The 20,986-nt window shown below is 61.4% G+C and carries 16 protein-coding genes; 9 read left to right on the top strand and 7 right to left on the bottom strand.

The window, feature by feature from the left end; translation table 11 throughout:
• Positions 1 to 127: 127 nt before the first annotated feature.
• Positions 128 to 742, bottom strand: coding sequence for a nitrous oxide reductase accessory protein NosL (locus BDK88_RS12195; protein WP_130500657.1), 615 nt, complete (start codon positions 740 to 742; stop codon positions 128 to 130).
• A 310-nt stretch (positions 743 to 1,052) separates the two neighbouring features.
• Here BDK88_RS12195 and arcS point away from each other — a divergent pair, with 310 nt between their 5' ends.
• The gene (arcS, locus tag BDK88_RS12190; RefSeq protein ID WP_130500656.1) at positions 1,053 to 2,804 is read left to right on the top strand and encodes an archaeosine synthase subunit alpha; all 1,752 of its coding nucleotides are present in this window, start codon (positions 1,053 to 1,055) and stop codon (positions 2,802 to 2,804) included.
• A 326-nt stretch (positions 2,805 to 3,130) separates the two neighbouring features.
• The gene (locus tag BDK88_RS12185) at positions 3,131 to 3,733 is read left to right on the top strand and encodes an HdeD family acid-resistance protein (RefSeq protein WP_130500655.1); all 603 of its coding nucleotides are present in this window, start codon (positions 3,131 to 3,133) and stop codon (positions 3,731 to 3,733) included.
• A 58-nt stretch (positions 3,734 to 3,791) separates the two neighbouring features.
• Here BDK88_RS12185 and BDK88_RS12180 read toward each other — a convergent pair whose 3' ends face one another.
• Both BDK88_RS12180 and BDK88_RS12175 read right to left on the bottom strand, forming a co-directional pair.
• Positions 3,792 to 5,480, bottom strand: a complete 1,689-nt coding sequence (locus BDK88_RS12180; RefSeq protein ID WP_130500654.1) for a bacterio-opsin activator domain-containing protein — start codon at positions 5,478 to 5,480, stop codon at positions 3,792 to 3,794.
• The gene (locus BDK88_RS12175; RefSeq protein ID WP_130500653.1) at positions 5,477 to 5,941 is read right to left on the bottom strand and encodes a response regulator; all 465 of its coding nucleotides are present in this window, start codon (positions 5,939 to 5,941) and stop codon (positions 5,477 to 5,479) included. Before BDK88_RS12175 ends, BDK88_RS12180 begins: the two co-directional genes overlap by 4 nt.
• 1,625 nt (positions 5,942 to 7,566) lie before the next feature.
• On the opposite strand from BDK88_RS12175, the gene BDK88_RS12170 reads away from it, so the two are divergent.
• The 6 genes from BDK88_RS12170 (at position 7,567) to BDK88_RS12145 (ending at position 13,498) form a co-directional block, all read left to right on the top strand.
• Entirely contained in the window at positions 7,567 to 8,436 is an 870-nt protein-coding gene (locus BDK88_RS12170) for a GNAT family N-acetyltransferase (RefSeq protein WP_130500652.1), read from the top strand.
• Between the two features lie 66 nt (positions 8,437 to 8,502).
• Positions 8,503 to 8,889, top strand: a complete 387-nt coding sequence (locus BDK88_RS12165; RefSeq protein ID WP_130500651.1) for a hypothetical protein — start codon at positions 8,503 to 8,505, stop codon at positions 8,887 to 8,889.
• Positions 8,890 to 9,064: 175 nt separating this feature from the next.
• Positions 9,065 to 9,547, top strand: coding sequence for a hypothetical protein (locus tag BDK88_RS12160; RefSeq protein ID WP_130500650.1), 483 nt, complete (start codon positions 9,065 to 9,067; stop codon positions 9,545 to 9,547).
• A 73-nt stretch (positions 9,548 to 9,620) separates the two neighbouring features.
• Positions 9,621 to 11,045, top strand: coding sequence for an IS4 family transposase (locus BDK88_RS12155; protein ID WP_130500649.1), 1,425 nt, complete (start codon positions 9,621 to 9,623; stop codon positions 11,043 to 11,045).
• Between the two features lie 384 nt (positions 11,046 to 11,429).
• Positions 11,430 to 12,449, top strand: coding sequence for a DUF1611 domain-containing protein (locus BDK88_RS12150; protein WP_130500648.1), 1,020 nt, complete (start codon positions 11,430 to 11,432; stop codon positions 12,447 to 12,449).
• Positions 12,446 to 13,498, top strand: coding sequence for a dipeptide epimerase (locus BDK88_RS12145; protein WP_130500647.1), 1,053 nt, complete (start codon positions 12,446 to 12,448; stop codon positions 13,496 to 13,498). The genes BDK88_RS12150 and BDK88_RS12145 overlap by 4 nt, the downstream gene beginning before the upstream one ends.
• A gap of 106 nt (positions 13,499 to 13,604) precedes the next feature.
• Here the strand turns inward: BDK88_RS12145 and BDK88_RS12140 are convergent, their stop codons facing one another.
• From BDK88_RS12140 to BDK88_RS12130, 3 genes are all read right to left on the bottom strand, one after another.
• Positions 13,605 to 14,537, bottom strand: a complete 933-nt coding sequence (locus BDK88_RS12140) for a segregation and condensation protein A (protein WP_130500646.1) — start codon at positions 14,535 to 14,537, stop codon at positions 13,605 to 13,607.
• Positions 14,530 to 18,102 (bottom strand): chromosome segregation protein SMC, encoded by a 3,573-nt coding sequence (gene smc, locus BDK88_RS12135; RefSeq protein WP_130500645.1) that lies wholly within the window; start codon positions 18,100 to 18,102, stop codon positions 14,530 to 14,532. The genes BDK88_RS12140 and smc overlap by 8 nt, the downstream gene beginning before the upstream one ends.
• A gap of 89 nt (positions 18,103 to 18,191) precedes the next feature.
• Positions 18,192 to 18,491 carry a DUF7518 family protein gene (locus BDK88_RS12130; RefSeq protein ID WP_130500644.1) on the bottom strand — a complete coding sequence of 100 codons (300 nt, stop codon included), beginning with the start codon at positions 18,489 to 18,491 and terminating at the stop codon, positions 18,192 to 18,194.
• Positions 18,492 to 18,692: 201 nt separating this feature from the next.
• Between BDK88_RS12130 and gatB the strand changes: the two genes are divergently transcribed.
• Positions 18,693 to 20,189, top strand: coding sequence for an Asp-tRNA(Asn)/Glu-tRNA(Gln) amidotransferase subunit GatB (gatB, locus tag BDK88_RS12125; protein ID WP_130500643.1), 1,497 nt, complete (start codon positions 18,693 to 18,695; stop codon positions 20,187 to 20,189).
• A gap of 172 nt (positions 20,190 to 20,361) precedes the next feature.
• Here the strand turns inward: gatB and BDK88_RS12120 are convergent.
• Positions 20,362 to 20,986 (bottom strand): N-acyl homoserine lactonase family protein (locus tag BDK88_RS12120; RefSeq protein WP_130500642.1); only part of this gene is annotated, 625 nt, incomplete at its 5' end.

Genomic DNA, 20,986 nt, shown 5'->3' with positions numbered 1-20,986 from the left:
GAAAATTCACATACCGATCGCATAGCAGCCGTGCGATCGGGTGTGCCTCGACGTTCGGTACTAGTCTATCGAAACCAGAACGGTGTTGTAGTATTGAACGCGATCGATCAGAAGCAAGCGGCCGCGTTCACATCCCTCCGGACATCATCGAACTGACGAGTTCTTGCGTGATTTCGTTGTGCTCGTAGATGTCACCACCGTATTCCGACTGGAACTCGTTGGCCTGGTCTGCGTCACTGAACGGAACGAGAGACTCTCCCATCGCTCCCTTGACATCACTGTTTGCGACCATCGTGAGTTCCGTCACGTCGCCGAACGCGTCGGCCTCGAGATGGCGGGAAATGGTAGTTTGAGCAGTGCTTGTGTCGACCTCGTACTCAACGGCTGAATAGTCCGTCAGGTAGCTGACTTGCGGTTCGGACTCGTTATTGAACGTGAACATGTACGTACAGAGCGAGCTACAGAACTGTGCCGGACGGTCTTCCTCGAGCACGGCAGTCGGATCCTCGTAGTGGGACTGGCCCGCGGGTCCGAGATAGTTCCCGATGATCATCCCGCACTGATCGCACTCTTTCCCTTCGTCGATACTGATCGGATCGGGGACCGACTCGGACGCGTCACCGTTCCCACTCCCACCGAAACACCCGGCAAGCGTTGCGAGAGAGGCAGCACCCACGCCGCCCAAGACCGTTCGACGGGTGATACGTCGGTCGTCATCTGCACCGACAGTTGGGACGTTCATACGGGACGTTGGCTAGCGGCCAATAAACAAGATGTGGTCCAATTCCCGAAATAACAGTACCCGGGACTATTCGTCCCGTTTGACTGCCGGTGTCACTGTTTCCCGATACCGTCATCCGGCCAGCTGTTAGCGCTATAGAGCCCCTAATTTTGAACGGCAATTGAGTATTAATTTCTCAATCTTTTCTGTTAGATTCTGGTTCGTACTATCAGTGATCGATAGAGACACGGGCATGGAAGTCAATGGCTTGCCGGCTCGAGTCCTCACGTGCGATCGACAACCTCTTTCGCCCGCCACGGTCATATCGAGTATGACCGACTATTTCGAAGTACACGAGCGCGATGGGGCCGCGCGCGTGGGCGAACTCCGGCTGTCCTCGCCACGATCGACGCCCGCACTCGTCGACGACGTCCTCGAAGACGGGGGCTCGCTCTGGAGCCAGTCCCGCGAGATCCCCGACGGCGATGAGTCGACACTCACCGTCCTTCCCCACCGGGCGTTCCCCGGCGGGACCGCCATGGAGGTTCAGGAATCCTTTGCTGTCGACGTCCCCGACGTCGACTACCCGAGCGTCGCCGTCGTCTCGAGCGAGCACGTCGACGACCACGGCACGGACGCCTATGCCCTCTCGAACGTTCAGTCGGTGATGGGCCACGGCGCGGCACTGGTCGAGGCCGTCGTCGACGTTCGTGAGGCGATCCCCGCCGACACTGCTCTGCTGTTCTCCGGCGTCGCGACGCCGCGAAACGTCGCCCTGCTAGCCTACGCCGGTGTCGACCTCTTCGACGCGACCGCCGCGGTCGTCAAGGGCACCGAAGGCCGGTATCTCACGACCGACGAGGCGTACTTCCTCGAGGATCTCGACGAACTCCCCTGTTCCTGCCCGGCCTGCCAACAGCCTCGCGAGGAGTTTACCCGCGAGGATTGTGCCGAACACAACCGAAACGCCCTTGAAGCCGAATTAGCGATCGTCCGCCGGCGGATCCGGGACGGTCGACTTCGGGATTACCTCGAGGGGCAGGCCCGCCACGACCAGTGGCTCACTGCCGCGATGCGCGAACTCGACTCGCAGTGGGGCTATCTCGAGGAGCGCACGCCGATTCTGCGGGACGCCCAGCTCGACGCGGCGACCGAGGATACGCTTCGCCGGGTCGAAATCCAGCGCTTTGCCGACCGGGTGACGACACGGTATCGCAACCGCTTCCAGAATCCGCTTGTGCTCGTGCCCTGTTCGGCCACCAAGCCCTACAGCGAGTCCCAGAGCCACCGTCAGTTCCACGACGTCATCCAGTGGCGCGGTCACCTCGTCTCGATGACCAGCCCCATCGGCGTCGTCCCGCAGGAACTCGAGACGACCTACCCTGCCCAACACTACGACACCGTGGTAACGGGTCGCTGGTCGGAAGACGAAAAGCAGTTCGTCAGCGAAGTCCTCCGGCGCTATCTCGAGCGCAACGAGTACCCGAATATTATCGCCCACGTTCCCGACGAGGGCTACCGCGACATCGTCGAGCGCGTCGAGGAACGACTCGACCTCGATATCACCTACACCGTCGCGGAGCACCCGACCGACGACGAGTCGCTTGCAAATCTCTCGAACGCGCTGTCAGGCGAACTCAAGTATTCCAAACGTGAGCGCGAGCACAACACCGTCCGCGCCATCGCTGATTACCTGCTCGGTGACGGCGCTGGCAATGAACTCTTCGCGAACATCCAGACCACTGGTCGGTACCCCAAGATTCAGGTTCGAGACAGCGGGGACACCCAGCTCGCGACGATGGTGCCCCAGTACGGCACGCTGTCGTTTACGCTCGAGGGAGCGAAGCGCTGGCTCGCAAGCGATGCGCCGGTCAAGCGCGTCGAGATCGATGGCTTCGTCCCCCACGGCAGCGTGCTCGCGCCGGGAGTCGTCGACGCCGACGAGGAGATCCGCGTCGGCGACGAGGTGATCGTCGAGGGACCGAAGGCCTTCGCCGTCGGCCGCGCCGAGATGTTCGGCCGCGAAATGGCCGAGAGCACGCGCGGGATCGCCTGCGAGATTCGCCACGTCGAAGAGAAGTAACCGACTCGAGTGCGATCGGTCTCCACCCCTCGCTTGCAGTCTCAGCGGCCGGGACACGACTTGAGCAGGTGCTCGTGATAGACGGCCGCCGGTACTCGCTCGCCACAGAGGTCACACGTGCGATGGTCGTCGCGATCGTCTGTCACGGCTCGAGGTATCACGCCCGTCGGGATAGTCGTCGTGGTTCGACGACCACTGAACTCGGTTGTTGCGAGTCTGCTGTCGCCGTTCGTCCCCGTTTCGGACTGGTCTGTGCCCGTGAGCTACTGTCAAGCTGTAGAATTGTGTTATATACACGCACAGCGTGTCTAGTATTGGTGAATATAATGAGCAGTGAAACAGCAGACACCACGTACGCCGAGGGGGCCTCCCTCGAGAATGACTGGCGGCCGCTCGCGATCGCGGGTGGGATCGTCGGGCTGATCGGCCTCCTCGCGATTGCCGCTCCGGTCGTCACCGGGCTCTCGGTATCGATCGTGCTCGGCGCACTTCTCGTCGTCGGCGGGGTCGTCCATGGCGTTCACGCATTCACAGCACGCGGGTGGCGTGGCTCGCTCTGGCAGGTCACGCTTGCGATCGTCTCGGTACTCGCCGGGCTGGCCGTCCTCGCAGCGCCCGTCGTCGCGCTCGTTACCCTGACGCTGGTGCTCGTGGCGTACCTCTTCGTCGACGGCATCGTCGAACTGGGGATGGCGCTGTGGATGGGGTCGGCCCCGGGACGGCTCTCGATCGCCGTCAGCGGCGTTATCTCGCTGGTCCTCGCTGGCCTCCTCTGGGCCGGCTTCCCGGCAACGGCAGCCTGGGCGATCGGGCTTCTCGTGGGTGTGAGCCTCCTCGTAACCGGCTTCTCGATGGTCTCCGTCGCGATAGCGTCCCGGCCGGTCGAAGACGTGAGCCCGCCCGCGACCGAACCTCGCGGTGCAGCATAACTATCCGCCTCGTTTTTGAAGCGCGCTCGAGCGACGTCAGCGACCGCGACGCCGACCACTACTCGCCGAACACCGACTCGAAGAACTTCCGTTCGGCTGTCCGGAGGTGCTGGTTGAACGTCGCCGGTGCGATACCCAATCGATCGGCGATTTCCTCGCCAGTGCTCTCACGGGGCCAGTCGAAGTAGCCCCCGAAGTAGGCCGTCTCGAGGGCGGCTCGCTGTTTCTCGGTGAGTTCGTCCTCGAGAACGGACACTGCATGGGTATCGCCGCGTTCGCTTCGCTCGGTCGTCCGCTGGGCGAGGTAGGTAACGTCGTCACGCCGGTCTTTGATGAGTTCGATCATCTGGCGCGTGTCTCGGCCCCGCGGGAGTTCGACGATAAATCGAAACTCCCCATCGTCGATCGTCGCTTCAGCGACGCGGCCGCCATGGGTCGCAATCGTCTCGAACAGGGAGACAGCCGTCGGTGCAACGAGTTCGAACTCGAATTCGTCGCGTCTACTCGTCAGGACCCGGATGTCGCTGATGCCGCCGGTTCGCTCGGCAGCGTCGATAAACGCATCCTGGGAGACATCCCGTGCCGAACCGTACGCCAGAAGCGCCTCGTCACCACTGACCAGCTGCTCGAGCGTGATCGTACAGTCTTCGGAGACTGATAGTTCGACCAGGGGTTCGGCGAGTGATTCGACGCGGAACTCGAGTTCGATGACGGCGTCGCTGACTAAGGCATCCCGGCGCTCGATGGCGGTAATTGCGTGCGCGATGACGTCGCCGATACGGACGAGAACAGCCGTTTCGGGTTCCCTGAACGCACGTGATGACGAGGAATAGATACACAAGACGCCATAGACGAGGTCTTCGTAAACGATCGGGACCGCTGCCGACGAGCGATAACCACGGGCGTGTGCCTGCGTTCGCCACGGCTCGAATTTGGGGTCTGTTCGAGCGTCGTTCATCACCTGAACCTGCTCAGTTCGAATCGCCGTGCCCGCTGGCCCCTGTCCGCTCTTTTTGTTTTCGTCAACGGTGACCTCGATCTCGTCGAGGTAGCCGTCTTCGACGCCGGCCGCTGCCTTCGGGGAGACGCGGTCGCTGCCCGGATTGAGCTCGCCGATCCACGCGAATCGGTAGGCATCAGACTCGGCGAGTCGGTCACAGACCTGTTGTTCGAGTTCCGCCCGCGTCTCAGTCGTGATCACCGCGTGGGTAATATCGTGGCCGATTCGGTTCAGCCGGTTGAGTGCCTCGAGTTGCTCGCGCTGCTGACGGCGTTCTCGCTGTTGGCGGGCCCGCTCGATCGCGTGGTGGATCGTCCGAATCAGGAGTTCGCTCGTCACCTCGTCTTTGACGAGGAAGTCCTGGGCACCGCGCTGGATCGCCTTGACGCCGATCTGCTGATCGCGGACGCCGGTCAGGACGACGATCGGCGTCTCCGATGCTTCGTGGACCGTCTCGAGCGTCGACAACCCCTCGCTGTCGGGGAGATTGAGATCGAGAAGAACGATGTCGATGTGTTCGTCCGCGAGGGTCTCGAGAGCCTCCTCGAGGCGCGTCGCGCATGAAATGTCGGGTGTCCGCCCGGACACCTCGCCAGGACGAACCCGCTTTGCGAGCTCTTCGGTCTCGTGGAGCATCTCCTGAATGAGGCGGGCGTCACCAGGATTGTCCTCGATCAGGAGGACCTGAAGCGCCTCGTCTGCCGCTGCGTTCGTCTCCTCGCTGGGTTGGGTATTCGTTTCGCTCATGAGGTCTCTTCCGCCGGTGGTAACCGGACAACCGAGAACCAGAACTGCTCGAAGGCACGGACCGTCTGACTGAACTCGTCGGGATCGACTGGCTTCGTCAGATACGCGTTGGCGTGACGTTCGTAGGATCTGGCGATGTCTTCGTCGGCGCTCGAACTCGTCAGGACGATCACTGGGATCGAACGGAGTGTGGGATCGTCTTTGAGTTCCTCGAGGACGTTTTCGCCGTCTTTCCCCGGCAGATTGAGATCCAGCAAAACGAGATCCGGACGTGGGACGTCGGTGTACTCACCGTCCCGTGAGAGAAACGAAAGCGCCTCACTCCCATTGGAAACGACATGCAGGTCGGTTTCGATCTGCCCCTGTTCGAATGCCTCCTTGGTCAGGCGGACATCACCGGGATTGTCTTCGACCAACAGGATCCGTGCTGGCTCCGCCTGAAACGTGTGTGACTCACTCATCGGTTACGTGTTCCGTCGCGATTGCACTGGCGACGTGGATCGGTGTCGAGCACCCGTTATCGTCCGTGTCGAGGGCCACCAGCAATACGCAAACGCGTTGCTCGGTCCAGTTTGGCGTCGACACTGTCTATACCGCTGTCCCATTCTGTCCCGTCCCGCTTTGCTCCCTCGCGCACGCACTAGTTCGTTCATTGTGTCTCTGTGCTATCAGTTGGCCATCACTGAGACTGTGCGTCGGGCCCGATCTCCGATGGGTCACTCGCCCTCGAGCACCGTCCGCAACACCTCGAGGGAGCCGGCTGCGAAGTCGTACGGACCCGTGTCGGGTCGTGTGCACTGACGACGGTCTCAGTCAGTGGTGACTGCCATACTACAACCCAGAACGTCCGCGGACGGTGTAAACCTGCCGACGAAATCTCTGTTTTTCCAACCGATTTCTCTCAATTAGTCGTTTCTTTAAATTTGTACCAAATTCGTAAACAAGACGACGGGCAAACGCAACGACCAGTTCAGAAGCCGCATATAGTCGAATTAGCCCGATTCCTCCCGTCGCTCCAGAAAGCGAGACGTCTCTCGAGGGCTGTGCCCGCATGCAGTCGACAGCAGTACCAATTCGATATATCAATATCGAATTTATACTCGTCCAGAACGAGTTGCTGCTCTCGAGGAGCTACAGAGTGTTCACCTCGATACTGTGGGACGATAGCGCGAACTGGGCGACAGTCCCAGAGATGGTCCGTAGCGAGAGTGACAGCCGAAGTGAGTGAGATACCGATACAGGGCCATCGTGCGATCAAGTATGCACTGGCGTTCAGTGGTTACGACACAGACGCGATCGCACGGTCCCGGACCCCAACGCCGTGGCGACGGATGAGGAATCCGTCTCGTGACAACTGGACGAGATACGCCATTCATCCATCGGCGTCGCAGCGACTTCTGGCGACGTGACGCTCACACCGCGACACCGCGCCACAACAGGACGGGTACCTGTGACGTCCGACGATTGCTGACAAACGGGAACCACAGACAGTCGAGCCGACAGTAGGGTGGATGGCCAGGCAGTCGGTGCAGCCACACGTACGGGTATCGATCCGCTACGATTGGTGCCAAAGCCGTGCCACAGCTCGTCACGACATACTCGAGTGCCCGAGCCGACGGTCGATCCGAACTGTGACTCGAGGGAGGCGAAGTGCGTGGCTCGGACACCGCTCGTGGCAGGTCGAACACCGACAGACGCTGATCGATGACCGGTCACGTGGTTCAAAACAGACGTTCTCGAACCCGATCGACGGGGTAATTGGCTACTCGACCGCGGAACCGATTCCGGTTCGTCGTCGATATCGACTGTTACCTCGTATTTCGGATCCGTTGCAACTGGCGTGAGCGGCCCATCACCAGTGTAATAAATCATATATCGCGATAGTAAATGCCAGCTGCGCCGGCGTCTACCGGTGCCGGCAGTGACGAGGATGCGTCGCTAACGACTGATTTCCGGACGTGACAGGCGTCGGTATCGTTCGAAACAGTCTGATCTCGAGTACAATGACGTACTTCGCTACGGCGGCGGGCAGACCGGCGCTGATACGAATCGCATACTAATACCGTCTGTTCGCGCGGTCGTTGCTATGAGCGTGTACCCCACCGGCTCGTTCGAAAACGAACTCCAGCGGCGCATCTACGAGTACGTCGAGCGAAACGGGGCCGTCACACTGGCCGAGCTAGCGCGGTCGATCGAAGTCGACGGCGGCCACTCGGACTCGAAACCGGCTCGATCGAGGGCGTACACCGAGTCAGTGCCACCCACCGAAGACGAGTTGCAGACGTGTCTCGAGACGCTGCAAGCCGAGGGCTACCTGACCGACATCGACGGGAAGTTTCGGATCGCGCTCTCGGCGACGACGGCCGACCTCGAATGTGATGAGGGGGCCGTCGTCATCCGACCGGCACATGAGGAAGATCGGGCTGGGGTCGTCGAAACGATGCGGACGGTCGCCGAGGACGGAACGTATGTCGTCGCCGAGAACGTCGCGATGGAACTCGATCGCGAATCGGCGCTCGTCCGGGCTAACGAGGCGCGGTCGCGAATCGTCTTCGTGGCGATTCTTACGCCGGAGCCAGACGAGGACGAGGCCGATACCGACTCATCCGAGGAGCGAACCGAGCCCGCGGCGACGGACGGCGACGTCGTCGGCTGGCTCCACATCGACGCGCCAGCACTCCCGGCACTGCGTCACACGGCCGAACTCACCGTCGGGGTCGATCCACAGTATCGGCGACAAGGCATTGGCTCGGCACTGCTCGAGTACGGCCTCGAGTGGGCCAGCGATGCTGGGTATCAGAAACTCTATCAGAACGTGCCCGAGACCAACGGTGTCGCACTCGAGTTCTTGGCGGAACACGGTTGGCAGCGGGACGGTGAACACGAGGACCAGTACTGTCTCGACGGCGAGTTCGTCGACGAGATCATGCTAGCGGTGTGGCCCGAATCCGAGTGACTGTCCCTGTCGGAGTTACTCGAGTGGGGCAAAGGTTTTCTTGCTACGCGGCCCCATGCACGTCGCATGCAAGAGATCACGCTTGGTGTTCCGGAACCGATCCTCGAGCGACTGCCCGACGACGACGAGAGCGCGGCAGCTGACATGCAAAAGGCCGTCGCAGGCTGGGAAACTCGGCTCAATCAGGTGCTCGAGGACGCCGACGACGAGCGCGAGGCCGCGGGCCGTGTGCTCGAGGCGATCGACCGCTTCGAGGAGCGATACGAAACCTACGACGAACTGGTGCCGGAGCTGCGGGCGTGGGGGCAGTCGCCGATTTACGCGATCGCATGGCGGACGCTGTACGCCGACGTGATCGCACAGCTCTACGAACATGACGACCTCACGGACCACCTCGATCGAGAGCGAAACGCCCGGTTGGTGGCAGACGGCATTCGGTTACGGGACCTGTGACGAGTGGCGGTACTGCTCGAGCGATTTTCTTCAGAACGTGTCATGTTCGGGTCTGTTCTATATAGTCATGTTTTCGGTTTTGTACGCCTGTATCCTCGCTTTACTCGGCCAGCATTACAGAAACAAAACCAATCTGATAGTAACGATTTTGTAGTCGGACTCGAGAGTGGGACGTGTGGCGACGACTGACCGACTGACACCGGATGGAACCGACGCGATCGATCTGACGACTCGCGTCCGCCGTCGACTCCTGCCGGCGCTCCATCGGCTCAAAGAGCCCCTCGGTGGGTACGCCATTTGCAGACAACATCCAGCGGAGTACGTCGGCACCGTCAAGCGCACCCTGAATACGATGCGGTCGATACTCGCGGAGTTGGCGTTCGAGTCGGAGCCGATCGCGTCGCTGAAGGTTCACGACGACGGCCGACGCTCGGCGGGGAGCTGGGTCCGCCGTGAATCACCGCTTGCAAAGTGGCAACTCCACGTCACGCTGTTTCGGACGGGCGAGGGAGCTGTCGAGGTGTTCGCCCATCGCGAACATTCGTGGCTTCGCCATCCGTACAAACACTACACACAGGATGGGTGGGATATTCAGGGTGGCGTCGACCGGATGCGATCGATCCTCTCGGAGCACGGCGTTCCGTTCTGGATCGAGTAACTCCTCCCACGACTGCAGTCCTGTCTCTTACCCACAAGTTCTAACCCCGTAGCTGACGAATTGAGACGGGAAAATGGGACGGGGGTCACGGAGTTGGCAGCCTGATTTAGACGATGACGGAGAGTTGTGTGACATGGATGTATCAGGTTGGATTCGAACAGAGTTTCGCTCAGCTAATCTCGGAGACAAGCGCCTCACCGATCGACTGGTGCAACTTGGGGATGAACTCGGCAGTTCACCTGCCGAGTCCATCCCAACTGCCTGCGAAGACTGGGCCTCCACAAAGGCTACGTACCGATTTTGCGATAATGAGAATGTGGAACCGAACGAGATCCTCTCCGCTCACAAGCAAGCACAACGATCACGAGTGAGTCAGTTAGACGAACTCGTGATCGTCTCCGATACCACTGAACTTGTCTTTCCGAGACATCCATCCAAGGACGGACTCGGCGACATTGGTAACTCTGAGATGGACCTTGAGGGCGTCAAAGTCCACTCAACGATCGGCATTCATCCACAAACACATCGAATGACAGGGGTCCTCGATCAGCAGGCGCTGATCGAGGACCAACAGGCTGACAAAAAGTATGAGACAAACGGGAAATCAGAGCCAATTCCGTTGGAGAGTGAACAGGAGAAGTGGGCTCGTGGTGACAGGCAAGCCAGAAACTGGCTTGCCGACGATGTTCGCCCGTTGTTTGTTCATGATCGAGGAGCAGATGCATTCGCGTTCTATACAGACGTTGTCGAAGAGATAGAGAACGCTGGATTCATCGTTCGAGCCAACCAAAACCGACGGATTTGGACAGAAAACGATGAATCTGGGAAACTCTTTGACTGGAGCAGCGACCTTGCCGAGCAAGGTCGCAAAACGATCGAGATTCAACAGGCAAGTGGGCGAGAAGCCAGGACAGCAGAGCTGTCGATTGCAACGGGAACCTGTGAGTTGCGTGCGCCGCGGAATAATCCTGATCAAGACGGTTCAGTGGCAGTAAATGTCGTACGAGTCGATGAGATCGGTGAAACTGACGACCCGATTCAGTGGGTGTTACTCACCACTGAATCGGTCGAAGAGTTTAACGAGACGCTGACTGTCATCGACTATTATGGTCTTCGCTGGCGAATCGAAGACTGGCACAAAGTGCTGAAGAGTGGCTGTAACATCGAAGAACGGCAACTCCAGACTTGGGAACGAATGGAAGTCTTGCTAAGTCTGTACTCGGTGATTGCCTGGAAGGTCCTGGAGTTACGAGAGCTTGCTCGGGGAGAGACCTCGACTGCACCTGATGTCTTGTTGAGCGAAGCAGAGCGCGCAGTTCTGGAAACAAAATTTCCAGAACTGCAAGACCAGAACGGGAAAGCCTACGCTGTGAGTGTAGCGAAGCTTGGCGGGTATCTGGACCGCGGATCAAATCCTCCTCCAGGATGGGAAACGATGTGGAAAGGCCTCCAGAAGCTACGCATGTGGGCAGAAGGGTACGAACTCGGTGCTGAATGAGCGCCAACGGCGACTCATTCAGCGGACCTCAACGTGAATTCAGACTTCGTTCCAATTTTACAGACTGACCACTCCTCAGAAACGGTGAGCCAGTCCAGATAATGAAAACATCCCGACTAATTCTTTGATTTCAGACGCATCTACTTGATTTTTCTCGCTGGTGCTGAGTTATGGGTAAGAGACAGTGCTCGAGACGTGGCCATGAAACGCGCAGTTGACACCAGCACCCGTCATAGCAGCGTCCGACGATGGCCGCGGTAGCACGCTACTACTTAGCAAGGTAGTTCCATCCGTTTCGTTTCAGCCGGGTTCGATGCGCGTTTGCTTCTCACTGCCATTCCGCCAGTCAGGTAGTTCAAGTACTCCCTCGTCTATCTCACACGTATGCGTGTCGCAATTCTCGCCCACGAGAAATTCCCCAACAACGCCAAAACCGCACTCGGGATCCTCCGCTATGCTGACCACGACGTCGTCTCGATCCTCGATCGGACGGCCGACGGACACCGCGTCTCCGATTTCGTTTCTGACGTGCAGGACGCACCGATCGTCTCCGAGATGGCCGCCGTAGAGCCCGACGCCGTCGACGCCCTCCTGATCGGTATCGCGCCGATCGGTGGCGGCTTCGACGAGAGCTGGCGCGACGACGTTCGGACGGCACTCGAATACGGCTGTGACGTCATCTCTGGACTGCACTACTTCCTCGAAGACGACGAAGAGTTCGCCCAACTGGCGGCCGAAAACGACTGTGAGATCTGGGACGTTCGGAACCCGCCCGAAGACCTCACGGTTGCCGAAGGCGTGGCCGACGAGGTCGACGCCGAGGTAATCCTCACCGTCGGCACCGATTGCTCGGCCGGCAAAATGACGACGACGATGGAACTCGCCCGCGACGCCCGCGCGGCCGGTCACGACGCCGCCGTGATCCCGACCGGCCAGACGGGCATCATGATCGAAGGCTGGGGGAACCCGATCGACCGCGTCGTCAGCGACTTCACCGCGGGCGCGGTCGAGGAGATGATCGTAGAGAAAGGCGACGAGCACGACTACCTGTTCGTCGAAGGCCAGGGCAGCATCGTCCACCCGGCGTACTCGGCGGTCACGCTCGGCATCCTCCACGGGTCGATGGCCGACAAACTCGTGCTCTGTCACAACGCCGACCAGGAGGCGATCCACGGCTACGAGTCGTTCGCGCTGCCGTCGATTCCAACGTATGTCGACCTCTACGAGAACGTCGCTGCCCCAGTCGCGGAGAGCCAGATCGTCGCCGGCGCGCTCAACACCTCCGCCATGGATGACGACGAGGCGGCTCGCGACGCCGTCGACGCGTACGCCGACACGCTCGACGCACCCGCAACCGACGTGATCCGCTTTGGGACCGACGCGGTGCTCGACGAACTGCTATGACCCTCGAGACGGCGTTCGAGCGGCGCTCGCTCCCGCTCGAGTACCCGTTCGGGATCGCTCGCGGCACAACAACCGAGTCCGAGGCCGTGTTCGTCCGAATCGAGGACGACGAGGGCCGGGTCGGCATCGGTGCTGGCACCCCATCGTCACACTACGGCGAGACCCCAGCGACCGTCACGGCCGTCTTACCCGACCTGCTGTCGGTCGTCGAAGACGTCGGTGATCCCCACCAGCTCGAGCGGATCGAACGCCGTATGCGCGAGACGGTCCGCAAGAATCCGGCCGCCCGGACCGCGGTCAGCATCGCGCTTCACGATCTCGTTGCCAAACAACTCGAGATCCCGCTCTACCGGTACTGGGGGCTCGATACCGACGACACGCTCGAGACCTCCTACACCATCGGGCTCGACGACACGGCAACGATGCGCGAGAAGACAGAGACGGCCGTCGAGCGCGGGTACACCACGTTGAAAGTCAAGCTGGGGACCGACCGTGACCTCGAGATCATCGAGACGATTCGGTCAGTCGCACCGGATGTCCGGCTGTTCGTCGACGCGAACGAGGCCTGGACGCCCCGCGAGGCCGTCACCAAGATCGAGCGGGTAGCGGACTACGATCTGGCGTTCGTCGAACAGCCAATTCCTGCCGAGAATCCAGAGGGACTGCGGTTCGTCTCCGAACGATCGCCGCTGCCGATCGCTGCCGACGAGTCCTGCGTGACGCTGGCCGATATTCCACGGATCGCGGACCGCTGTGACATCGCGAACCTGAAACTGATGAAATGCGGCGGCCTGCTGGAAGCCAAACGGATGATCCACGCGGCTCGCGCCCACGGCCTCGAGGTGATGTGTGGCTGTATGACCGAGTCGAACGCCTCGATCGCGGCGGCCTGTCACCTCGCGCCGCTGCTCGACTACGCCGACCTCGACGGCTCCTTGCTGTTAGCCGACGATCCCGCCGACGGCGTCCCGATGCCCGACGGCCGGATCGACCTCGCCGGCCTCGAGCGCCCCGGGACTGGTGCCGTCCTCGAGTCCGACGTCGACTAACAGCACAGGCGGCGACTCCCCTCTCATACGGACTCCTCTCAGTCAGTTCCGGCGCACCCGCGACCCGTCCTGCGGGTGCGGCGGTACCCAGTGATAGCAGACCGTATCAGTCAGCGATCGCTTCGCTCGCGTCCGACTCCACCGTCGCCTCCTTTACCCAAAGGTCGCCGAACAGATCGTCCTGCTCGAGGGTCACGCGGCCCCGATGGGCCAAAAAGAGCAATGCGAGATACGTCATCACGCGCGAGCCACCGACCGTATCGATCTCGGCGTACAGCACCTCGTCGCGGCCCCGTTCGTAGTGGGCCTCGAGTTCGGCCTCGACGTCGTCGATGACCGCTTCGATGTCCTCCTCGTGAGTCGTGTGGGTGACGTCGTCGCTGGTCGGCTCGTCGTCGACCCGAAAGTCATCGCCCGAGTGGTAGTTCAACTCCTGGACGCCGCGATCGTAGCCGCTGGGTGAGTCGCTCGTATCGTAACTGCGAGATTCCTTCCACCAGCTGTCGCGTTCCGCAGTCCGGAGTTCGCGCACGAGTTCGTCCAGCGTCTCCGGCTTGCCGCGGGCGTGCTTGCGCTCGAGGCGGCGTTCCATCTCTGCCTCGAGGTTCTCGACGGGATCGAACCCTGGTGGGTAGTCCTGACCGTCGTCGTGCTCAGCGTCCGCCGGCCTGTCCTCGGCGAACGGCGCTTCCCACGGCGGGAGTTCCTCCTCGTCGGGATCGTCGGCCGCAAACAGCTCGTCGCTTTTCATCCGCAAGAGAACGCTCGCGTAGAACAGCGCTCGCCCGGACGTTCGCAAGTCGACATCGTCGATCGCCTCGAGGAACTTGTCGGTGACCCGGACGACGTCGATATCCCAGGGATCGATCTCGCCGTCTTCGGCAAGTTGGACGAGCAGTTCAACCGGTTCGACGGTCGCCTCGTCCTCGTCGGAGTCCGTCGACTCGGTGTCGGTGAACTCGAGGACGCCGTCGGTCTCGTCGGGCCGGTCGCGATCCTCGTGGCCCGTGATGTTCAGCGGAATCTCGTCGTCAGTCATCGGCCGGCACCTCGCCGCTGCTCAGGTCGATGCCGGTCACCGCGCTGACGTTGTCCTGTTGCATCGTCACGCCGATCGCCCGCTCGGAGCGATCAAGCATGGCCGACCGGTGGGAGACGACGACGAACTGGGCCTTCTCGGAGAGTTCGTCGACCATCTCGCCGATCCGCTCGGCGTTGACGGCGTCGAGGAACGCGTCGACCTCGTCTAAGGCGTAGAACGGGGCTGGGTTGTGCCGCTGGATCGCGAAAATAAAGGCAAGCGCTGTCAATGACTTCTCTCCGCCGGACATCGCGTCCAGTCGCTGGATGGGCTTGTCGCCCGGTTGGGCTTTCATCGTCAGGCCGCCGTCGAACGGGTCGTCCTCGTTCTCGAGGTGTAACGTCCCCGTTCCCTCCGAAAGCTTCTCGAAGATCTCTGTGAAGTGGGCAGCGATCGCGTCGTAGGCGTCCATGAACGTCTGTTTCTTCTGGGTTTCGTACTGCTCGATCCGGTCACGGATGCCCTCCGCTTCCTCGACCAACGTCGCTTTGCCGTCCTCGAGTTCGTCGAGATCCTCGCGAACCTCGTCGTATTCGTCGATCGCGAGCATGTTGACCGGCTCCATCGCCTCCATGTCCGCACTCAGCAGGTCGATCATCTCGAGGACGGTATCGTGATCCGGCACGTTTTCGGGGTCGTAATCGCCGACTTCCGATTCTAACGCGTCGATCTCCCACTCGAGATCACTCGCACGCTCGCGTGCGTCCTCGAGTTTGCTCTCGACGGCGTTGACCCGGTCTTGCTGCTGGTCACGTTTCGTCTTCGCGTCCGCGAGTTCCTCCTTGAGATCGCTGCGTTCGGCTTTCAGTTCGGTCAGTTCATCCTCTAACTCCTCGACGGCCGCGCGCTTTTCTGCGAGTTCGTCACGTTCCGCGTCGATTTTCGCCTCGTACTCCTCGATCCGGTCTTGGTGCTCTGCCTTGCGATTTTGCGCGGCCTCGATGTCGTCGTGGAGGTCCTCGATAGCGTCTTCGGCGTACTCCTTTTCGAGGGAGAGTTCGTTGAGTTCGCTATCGAGGTCCTGAATCCGGTCCTCACGCTCGTCGATCTCGGCTTCGAGTGCGTCGATCTGATCGGTCAACTCGGGAATCTTCGAGTCGGCAAGTTCGGTCTCGAGTGCGTCGATTTCGGCCTCGAGATCCTCGACTGTTGCTGTCTTCGCCTCGATCTCGTCGGCGATCTCGTTCATCCGCTCGTCGACGGATTCGCGCTCCTCGCGGAGGTCCTCGAGGTCGCCCTCGAGGTCCGCGATTTCCGTCTCGATCCGGTCACGTTTCTCGTCGAGTCCCTCGAGTTCGGTTTCGATCGAGCGGACCTCGTCTGCCGCGTCGCTCTTGCGATCGCGGGCGTCGTCGAGCCGCTCTTCGACGCCACGTAGTTCCTCGCGGAGGGAGTCACGCTCGTCCTGTAGTTCGGTGATCTGTTTGGCGACGCGCTCGAGTTGGCCCTCGCCGCCGCCGGTAAACGAATACCGCGAGCCGCCGCCGGAGCCGCCGGTCATCGCGCCGCTTTTCTCGACTAAGTCGCCGTCGAGGGTGACCATCCGGTAGTCGCCCATGTACGAGCGGGCAGTCTCGATGTCCTCGACGACCAGCGTATCCCCGAGGACGTACGAGAAGACGCCCGCGTATTCGCTGTCGAAGTCGACGAGGTTGTACGCGAAGTCGACGACGCCCGGATCGCTCGGTGCCGATGGCAGCCGGCGCTGGCTCATATCGGTCAACGGCAGGAAGGTTGCTCGGCCCGCGTTGCGCGACTTGAGGTGTTCGATACACTGCTGACCGACGACGTCGTCGTCGACAACCACGTTCGCCAGCCGGCCGCCAGCAGCGGTTTCGCAGGCGGTTGCGTACTCGCCGGGAACCGTCCCCAGTTGGGCGACCGCACCGTGAACCCCGTTGATCCCCGAATTGAGGATCGTCGTCACCGCGCGGCCAAAGGAGGAGTCACCGCTCTGGCCGGCGTTGGCCTCGAGTTCGGCGTACTCCTGTTGTTTGGCCTGCAGATCGTCGTCGACGTCGTCGAGATCCGACTGGAGCCGGCGTTTCTCGCCTTTGAGGTCCTCGACGACCTCGGCGATGTTTGCCCGGTTGCGCTCGGCCTTCTCGAGTTCCCGCTCGAGGTCGCTTCGCTCGCTTTCGATCTCGGGAATCGACTCGCGTTTGGCCTCGATCGCGTCTTCTTTCTCGCTGATAGCGTTCGAGCGTCGCCGGGCCTCGTCGAGCAAGCGATCCTGCTCGCGCTGGAGGTCGTTTTTCTCCGTCTTGGCCGCCTCGAGGTCGTCTTTGCGCTCGGTGAGTTCGGCCTTGAGTTCGTCGAACTCGGTGTCGACGGCCTCGATCTCGGCCTCGAGCTCGTCGCGTTCGGCCTCGCGTTCTTGGATCTCGCTTTTGATCGAGGCTTTCTCGAGTTTCTGCTCGCGGATCTCCGTCTCGAGGTCGTCGATCGTCTCCTGTTTCCGGTCGATCTGGACGAAGGCGTCTCGGCGTGTGGATTCGGCGTCTTCGATCTGTTCTTCGCTGGCTTCGATCTTATCCTCGAACCGTGATATCTCGCCTTTGAGCTCCTCGATCTCGCTTTTGATCCGGAGCTGTTCGTCTTCGCCTTTGCGCTCGATTTCGGCATTGAGATCCTCGAGGTCTTCCGCTAAGCGGACGACTTTGCCTTCGCGTTCGTCGAGTTCGCGCTGCAGTTCGCGGCGTTCGTCTGCGAGGTCGTCGACCTCGGCTTCGACCGACGCGAGTTCGTCGCGTTTCTCCTCGAGTTCGCTGGCCTTCTTGTAGCCTTCGTACTCGTCCTTTTCGCGCCGGAGCCGGCGATAGCGCATCGCTTCCCGACGTTCGTCCGCGAGCTGATCGAGCCGGTCGCGTTTCTCCTCGATCCGGAGTGTTGCCTCGTCGATCCGTTCCTGGACCGTCTCGAGTTCGCCGAAGGCGTCCTCCTTTTTCGCGTCGAACTCCGCGACGCCCGCGATCTCGTCGATGATCTCTCGGCGGGCGTGGGGCGTCATGTTGATGATTTCGGTGACGTCGCCTTGCATGACGACGTTGTACCCCTCCGGGGTGATGCCGGCTTGCGCCAGCAGGTCCTGGATGTCCGAGAGGTTGACCGACCGATCGTTGAGATAGTAGTACGAGTAGTAGTTGTCCTCGGTCTCTTTGACGCGCCGTCGGATGCGGATCTCGTCGACGTCGCCGACGTCCTCACTGCCCGCGGCGTTGACGACCTGCGAGCGCTCCAGGGTGCCGTCGGCGTTGTCGAGAATTACTTCGACGGTGGCCTCGCGGGGGCCACTGGACGTGTTCCCGTCCTCGTGACCGGGGTTGTAAATCAGGTCGGTCAGCTTCTCGGCGCGGATCCCGCGGGTTCGGGCGAGTCCGAGCGCAAAGAGGACGGCGTCGATGATGTTCGACTTTCCGGAGCCGTTCGGGCCCGTCACCACCGTGAAATCCTCGTAAAACGGGATCTTGGTCTTCCTCCCAAAACTCTTGAAATCGTCGAGGATGATCGCCTTGATATACATTCTCCTTGCGCGGCCTCCGTGTCGTCGAGCGCCGTCGGTCGTGGGTACTCGTCACGGCTCTGTTCCCCGCCCCACGGCGTCGCCTGCAGTTATGCTACGATAATGTCGTCGCTACCTGAGTCTTCCGTTTCGTCACCGCTCGTGTCTGCCTCACCGTCGGCGTCGGCCGCCGCTTCGGCGACGTCGTCGGGTTCGGCTTCGGGGGTCTCGTCCCCATCGGCAGGCTCCGCCCGTCGCTCGGGAACGCGCGTCGGCGTGTCGGCATCGAGTTCGGCCTCGAGAACACGGATCCGCTCTTTCGCCTCGATCAATTCCTCCGTCAGGCCTGTTACCGTCGACTCGAGTTCCGAAACCGTCGATTCGAGCTGCTCGACACGGTTGTTCGACATATCTGCTAGGGGGCCGTCCGGCCACATAAACGTACGTCAGACGAATATAAGCTATCTTATATACGGTCCTGCGACGACCGATCGGTCACGAACACGCGAGTAGACACCGACAACGAATCTGGGGTGCTCGAAGACGGCACAGCCAAGCGCGGCGACTTCGTCCCGTTACGTTTTACCCCCGTGGGGCCGAATCGATGTCCAATGACTGCCCAGACCGTCCAGCAGGGCGACCTCGTGACCGTCATCGGGCTCGAGGTCCACGTTCAGCTGGAAACCGATACGAAGATCTTCTGTGGCTGTTCGACCGACCAGACCGACGACCCCAACGAGAACGTCTGCCCGGTCTGTCTCGGCCTGCCAGGAGCGCTGCCGGTCCTCAACGAGGCCGCCGTCGAGGCCGCCGTCAAGATCGGGAAGGCGATCGACGCCGACATCCCAGAGGAGACCCGCTTCCACCGGAAGAACTACTACTACCCTGACCTGCCAAAGAACTTCCAGATCACCCAGTACGACGAGCCGATCTGTGCCGACGGCGAACTCGAGGTTGCTGTCGAGGGCCAGCGCCGTACCATCACAATTGAGCGCGCTCATCTAGAGGAGGACCCGGGCAGCCTCCAGCACGTCGGCGGCGGTGGCGGCATCGACTCCGCGGAGTACACCCTCGTCGACTACAACCGCGCGGGCACGCCGCTGATGGAGATCGTCACCGCACCGGACTTCCGCAGTCCGAGCGAAGTGCGAGCCTTCCTCGCGGAACTCGAGGAAGTGCTCGAGTACCTGGGTGTTTTCGACGCCGAGCGCGACGGCAGCCTGCGGATCGACGCCAACCTCTCGATCATCCCCGAGGACGAAATCGACGGCGATGACGTCGACGAGATCGGCGAAGAGGCGCTGGCCGCGGCGAACCGCACGGAGGTCAAGAACATCTCGAGTCACAAGGGCGCAGAGAAGGCTCTGGCATACGAGGAGACCCGCCAGAAGAACGCCATCCAGCGCGGCCGCGCGGTCGAACAGGAGACCCGCCACTGGGACGAGAGTCGGGGCATCACGGTCTCGATGCGCTCGAAAGAAGAGGAGAAAGACTACCGCTACTTCGAGGAGGCCGACCTGCCGCCGCTTCGCGTCTCCGGGTGGAAAGACGAGATCGCGATCCCGGAACTCCCCTCGGCTCGTCGCGAACGGTTCCAGGAGGAGTACAGTCTGAACGAGGAGGCCGCCTCGAAGCTTACCTCGACGAAACAGGTCGCGGACTTCTACGAGGACGTCGCCGGCGAGTTCGATCCCGATCTCGCCGCCACATGGGTCGCGGACAACCTGCTTGGCGAACTCAACTACCGCGACATCGAGATCACCGAGATCGAGGACCGACTCGAGGAAGTCACCCGACTGGTCGAACTCGTCGCCGAGGACGAAATCACGGCGAAAAACGCCCGCGAAACGGTGCTGCGCTCGATGCTCGACGACGGCCGCACGCCGGACGAGGTCGTCGCCGAGGAGGGCTTAGGCAAGACCGGCGAAGACGAGGTCCAGCAGGCCGTCGTCGAGGCGATCGACGAGAATCCTGATGCCGTCGACGACTACGAGTCGGGCGACGACGGCGCGATCAACTTCCTCGTGGGCCAGGTCATGCAAAAGACCGGCGGCAGCGCCGATCCGGGCGATGTCAACCAGTTGTTGCGAGCGGAGTTGGAAAGATAACTACCGAACGCGAGCAAAGCGAGCGTTCGGCTTTTTGGTCCAGATTTTTCACGTTGGGTTGCGAGTCCAGCGAGCAACCCGACGTGAAAAAGGTGGCAAAACTGACCGGTGGCAGCGCCGATCCGGGCGACGTGAATCAGTTGTTGCGGGCCGAACTCGAGGAATAGTCTCCCTATAGTCCATCCTGTAGCGCCTCGAGATCCGCCCTGGCGTGTCCACAGCACACCCGCGCATCGTGGCGGCGCTCGAGGTCCCTGACCGTTCGCAGGCTCTCATGCCAGTCGCGATTGCTCCAGAGGAGTCCCCCACCCATCGGGAGGCCCTGGTCGTAGTTCTCGCGGGTGTAGGCCTGATCGCCCGCGAGGATCACCGTGCCGGCGTCATCGAGTTCGAGCACCACGCCAAGCAAGCCGGGCGTGTGGCCGGGCAAGTGAACGAGCTCGAGGCCGTCGAGGAGTTGGCGGCGGTCGCCGTGGACAGGCTTCCAGTTCAGGTCGCGGTCGAAGTCACCGGCGAGGTAGGCCACGTCGCCCGCGTCGGTTTTGGCGCTGTAGTAGGCGTATTTCAGCTCCGCCTCGTGGACGACGATCGGCGTGTCAGTATCCTCGAACGCGTAAAGCCCGCCGGCATGGTCGAGGTGCAGATGCGTCTGGATCACCATGTCGATGTCGGCGATTGCGTAGCCAGCGTCGGCCAGATCGTCCTCGAGCGGGCGGAGGCCGGTGTGTTCGAAGGCCGCATAGAGGTCGGCGGGCCAGTGGCCGTCCTGCGGCGTCGGATGGGAACCGGTATCCCAG

This window comes from Natrinema hispanicum (assembly GCF_004217335.1).
Taxonomy (GTDB): domain Archaea; phylum Halobacteriota; class Halobacteria; order Halobacteriales; family Natrialbaceae; genus Natrinema; species Natrinema hispanicum.
This window is presented reverse-complemented; position numbering and strand designations above follow the sequence as displayed.

What these genes read in the sequence shown, in the direction of transcription:
- BDK88_RS12180 (WP_130500654.1), bottom strand. Translation starts at nt 5,480, where the DNA reads ATGAGCGAAACGAATACCCAACCCAGCGAGGAGACGAACGCAGCGGCA.
- BDK88_RS12185 (WP_130500655.1), top strand. Translation starts at nt 3,131, where the DNA reads ATGAGCAGTGAAACAGCAGACACCACGTACGCCGAGGGGGCCTCCCTC.
- gatB (WP_130500643.1), top strand. Translation starts at nt 18,693, where the DNA reads ATGACTGCCCAGACCGTCCAGCAGGGCGACCTCGTGACCGTCATCGGG.
- BDK88_RS12165 (WP_130500651.1), top strand. Translation starts at nt 8,503, where the DNA reads ATGCAAGAGATCACGCTTGGTGTTCCGGAACCGATCCTCGAGCGACTG.
- arcS (WP_130500656.1), top strand. Translation starts at nt 1,053, where the DNA reads ATGACCGACTATTTCGAAGTACACGAGCGCGATGGGGCCGCGCGCGTG.
- BDK88_RS12150 (WP_130500648.1), top strand. Translation starts at nt 11,430, where the DNA reads ATGCGTGTCGCAATTCTCGCCCACGAGAAATTCCCCAACAACGCCAAA.
- smc (WP_130500645.1), bottom strand. Translation starts at nt 18,102, where the DNA reads ATGTATATCAAGGCGATCATCCTCGACGATTTCAAGAGTTTTGGGAGG.
- BDK88_RS12145 (WP_130500647.1), top strand. Translation starts at nt 12,446, where the DNA reads ATGACCCTCGAGACGGCGTTCGAGCGGCGCTCGCTCCCGCTCGAGTAC.
- BDK88_RS12195 (WP_130500657.1), bottom strand. Translation starts at nt 742, where the DNA reads ATGAACGTCCCAACTGTCGGTGCAGATGACGACCGACGTATCACCCGT.
- BDK88_RS12175 (WP_130500653.1), bottom strand. Translation starts at nt 5,941, where the DNA reads ATGAGTGAGTCACACACGTTTCAGGCGGAGCCAGCACGGATCCTGTTG.
- BDK88_RS12170 (WP_130500652.1), top strand. Translation starts at nt 7,567, where the DNA reads ATGAGCGTGTACCCCACCGGCTCGTTCGAAAACGAACTCCAGCGGCGC.
- BDK88_RS12140 (WP_130500646.1), bottom strand. Translation starts at nt 14,537, where the DNA reads ATGACTGACGACGAGATTCCGCTGAACATCACGGGCCACGAGGATCGC.
- BDK88_RS12130 (WP_130500644.1), bottom strand. Translation starts at nt 18,491, where the DNA reads ATGTCGAACAACCGTGTCGAGCAGCTCGAATCGACGGTTTCGGAACTC.
- BDK88_RS12155 (WP_130500649.1), top strand. Translation starts at nt 9,621, where the DNA reads ATGGGACGGGGGTCACGGAGTTGGCAGCCTGATTTAGACGATGACGGA.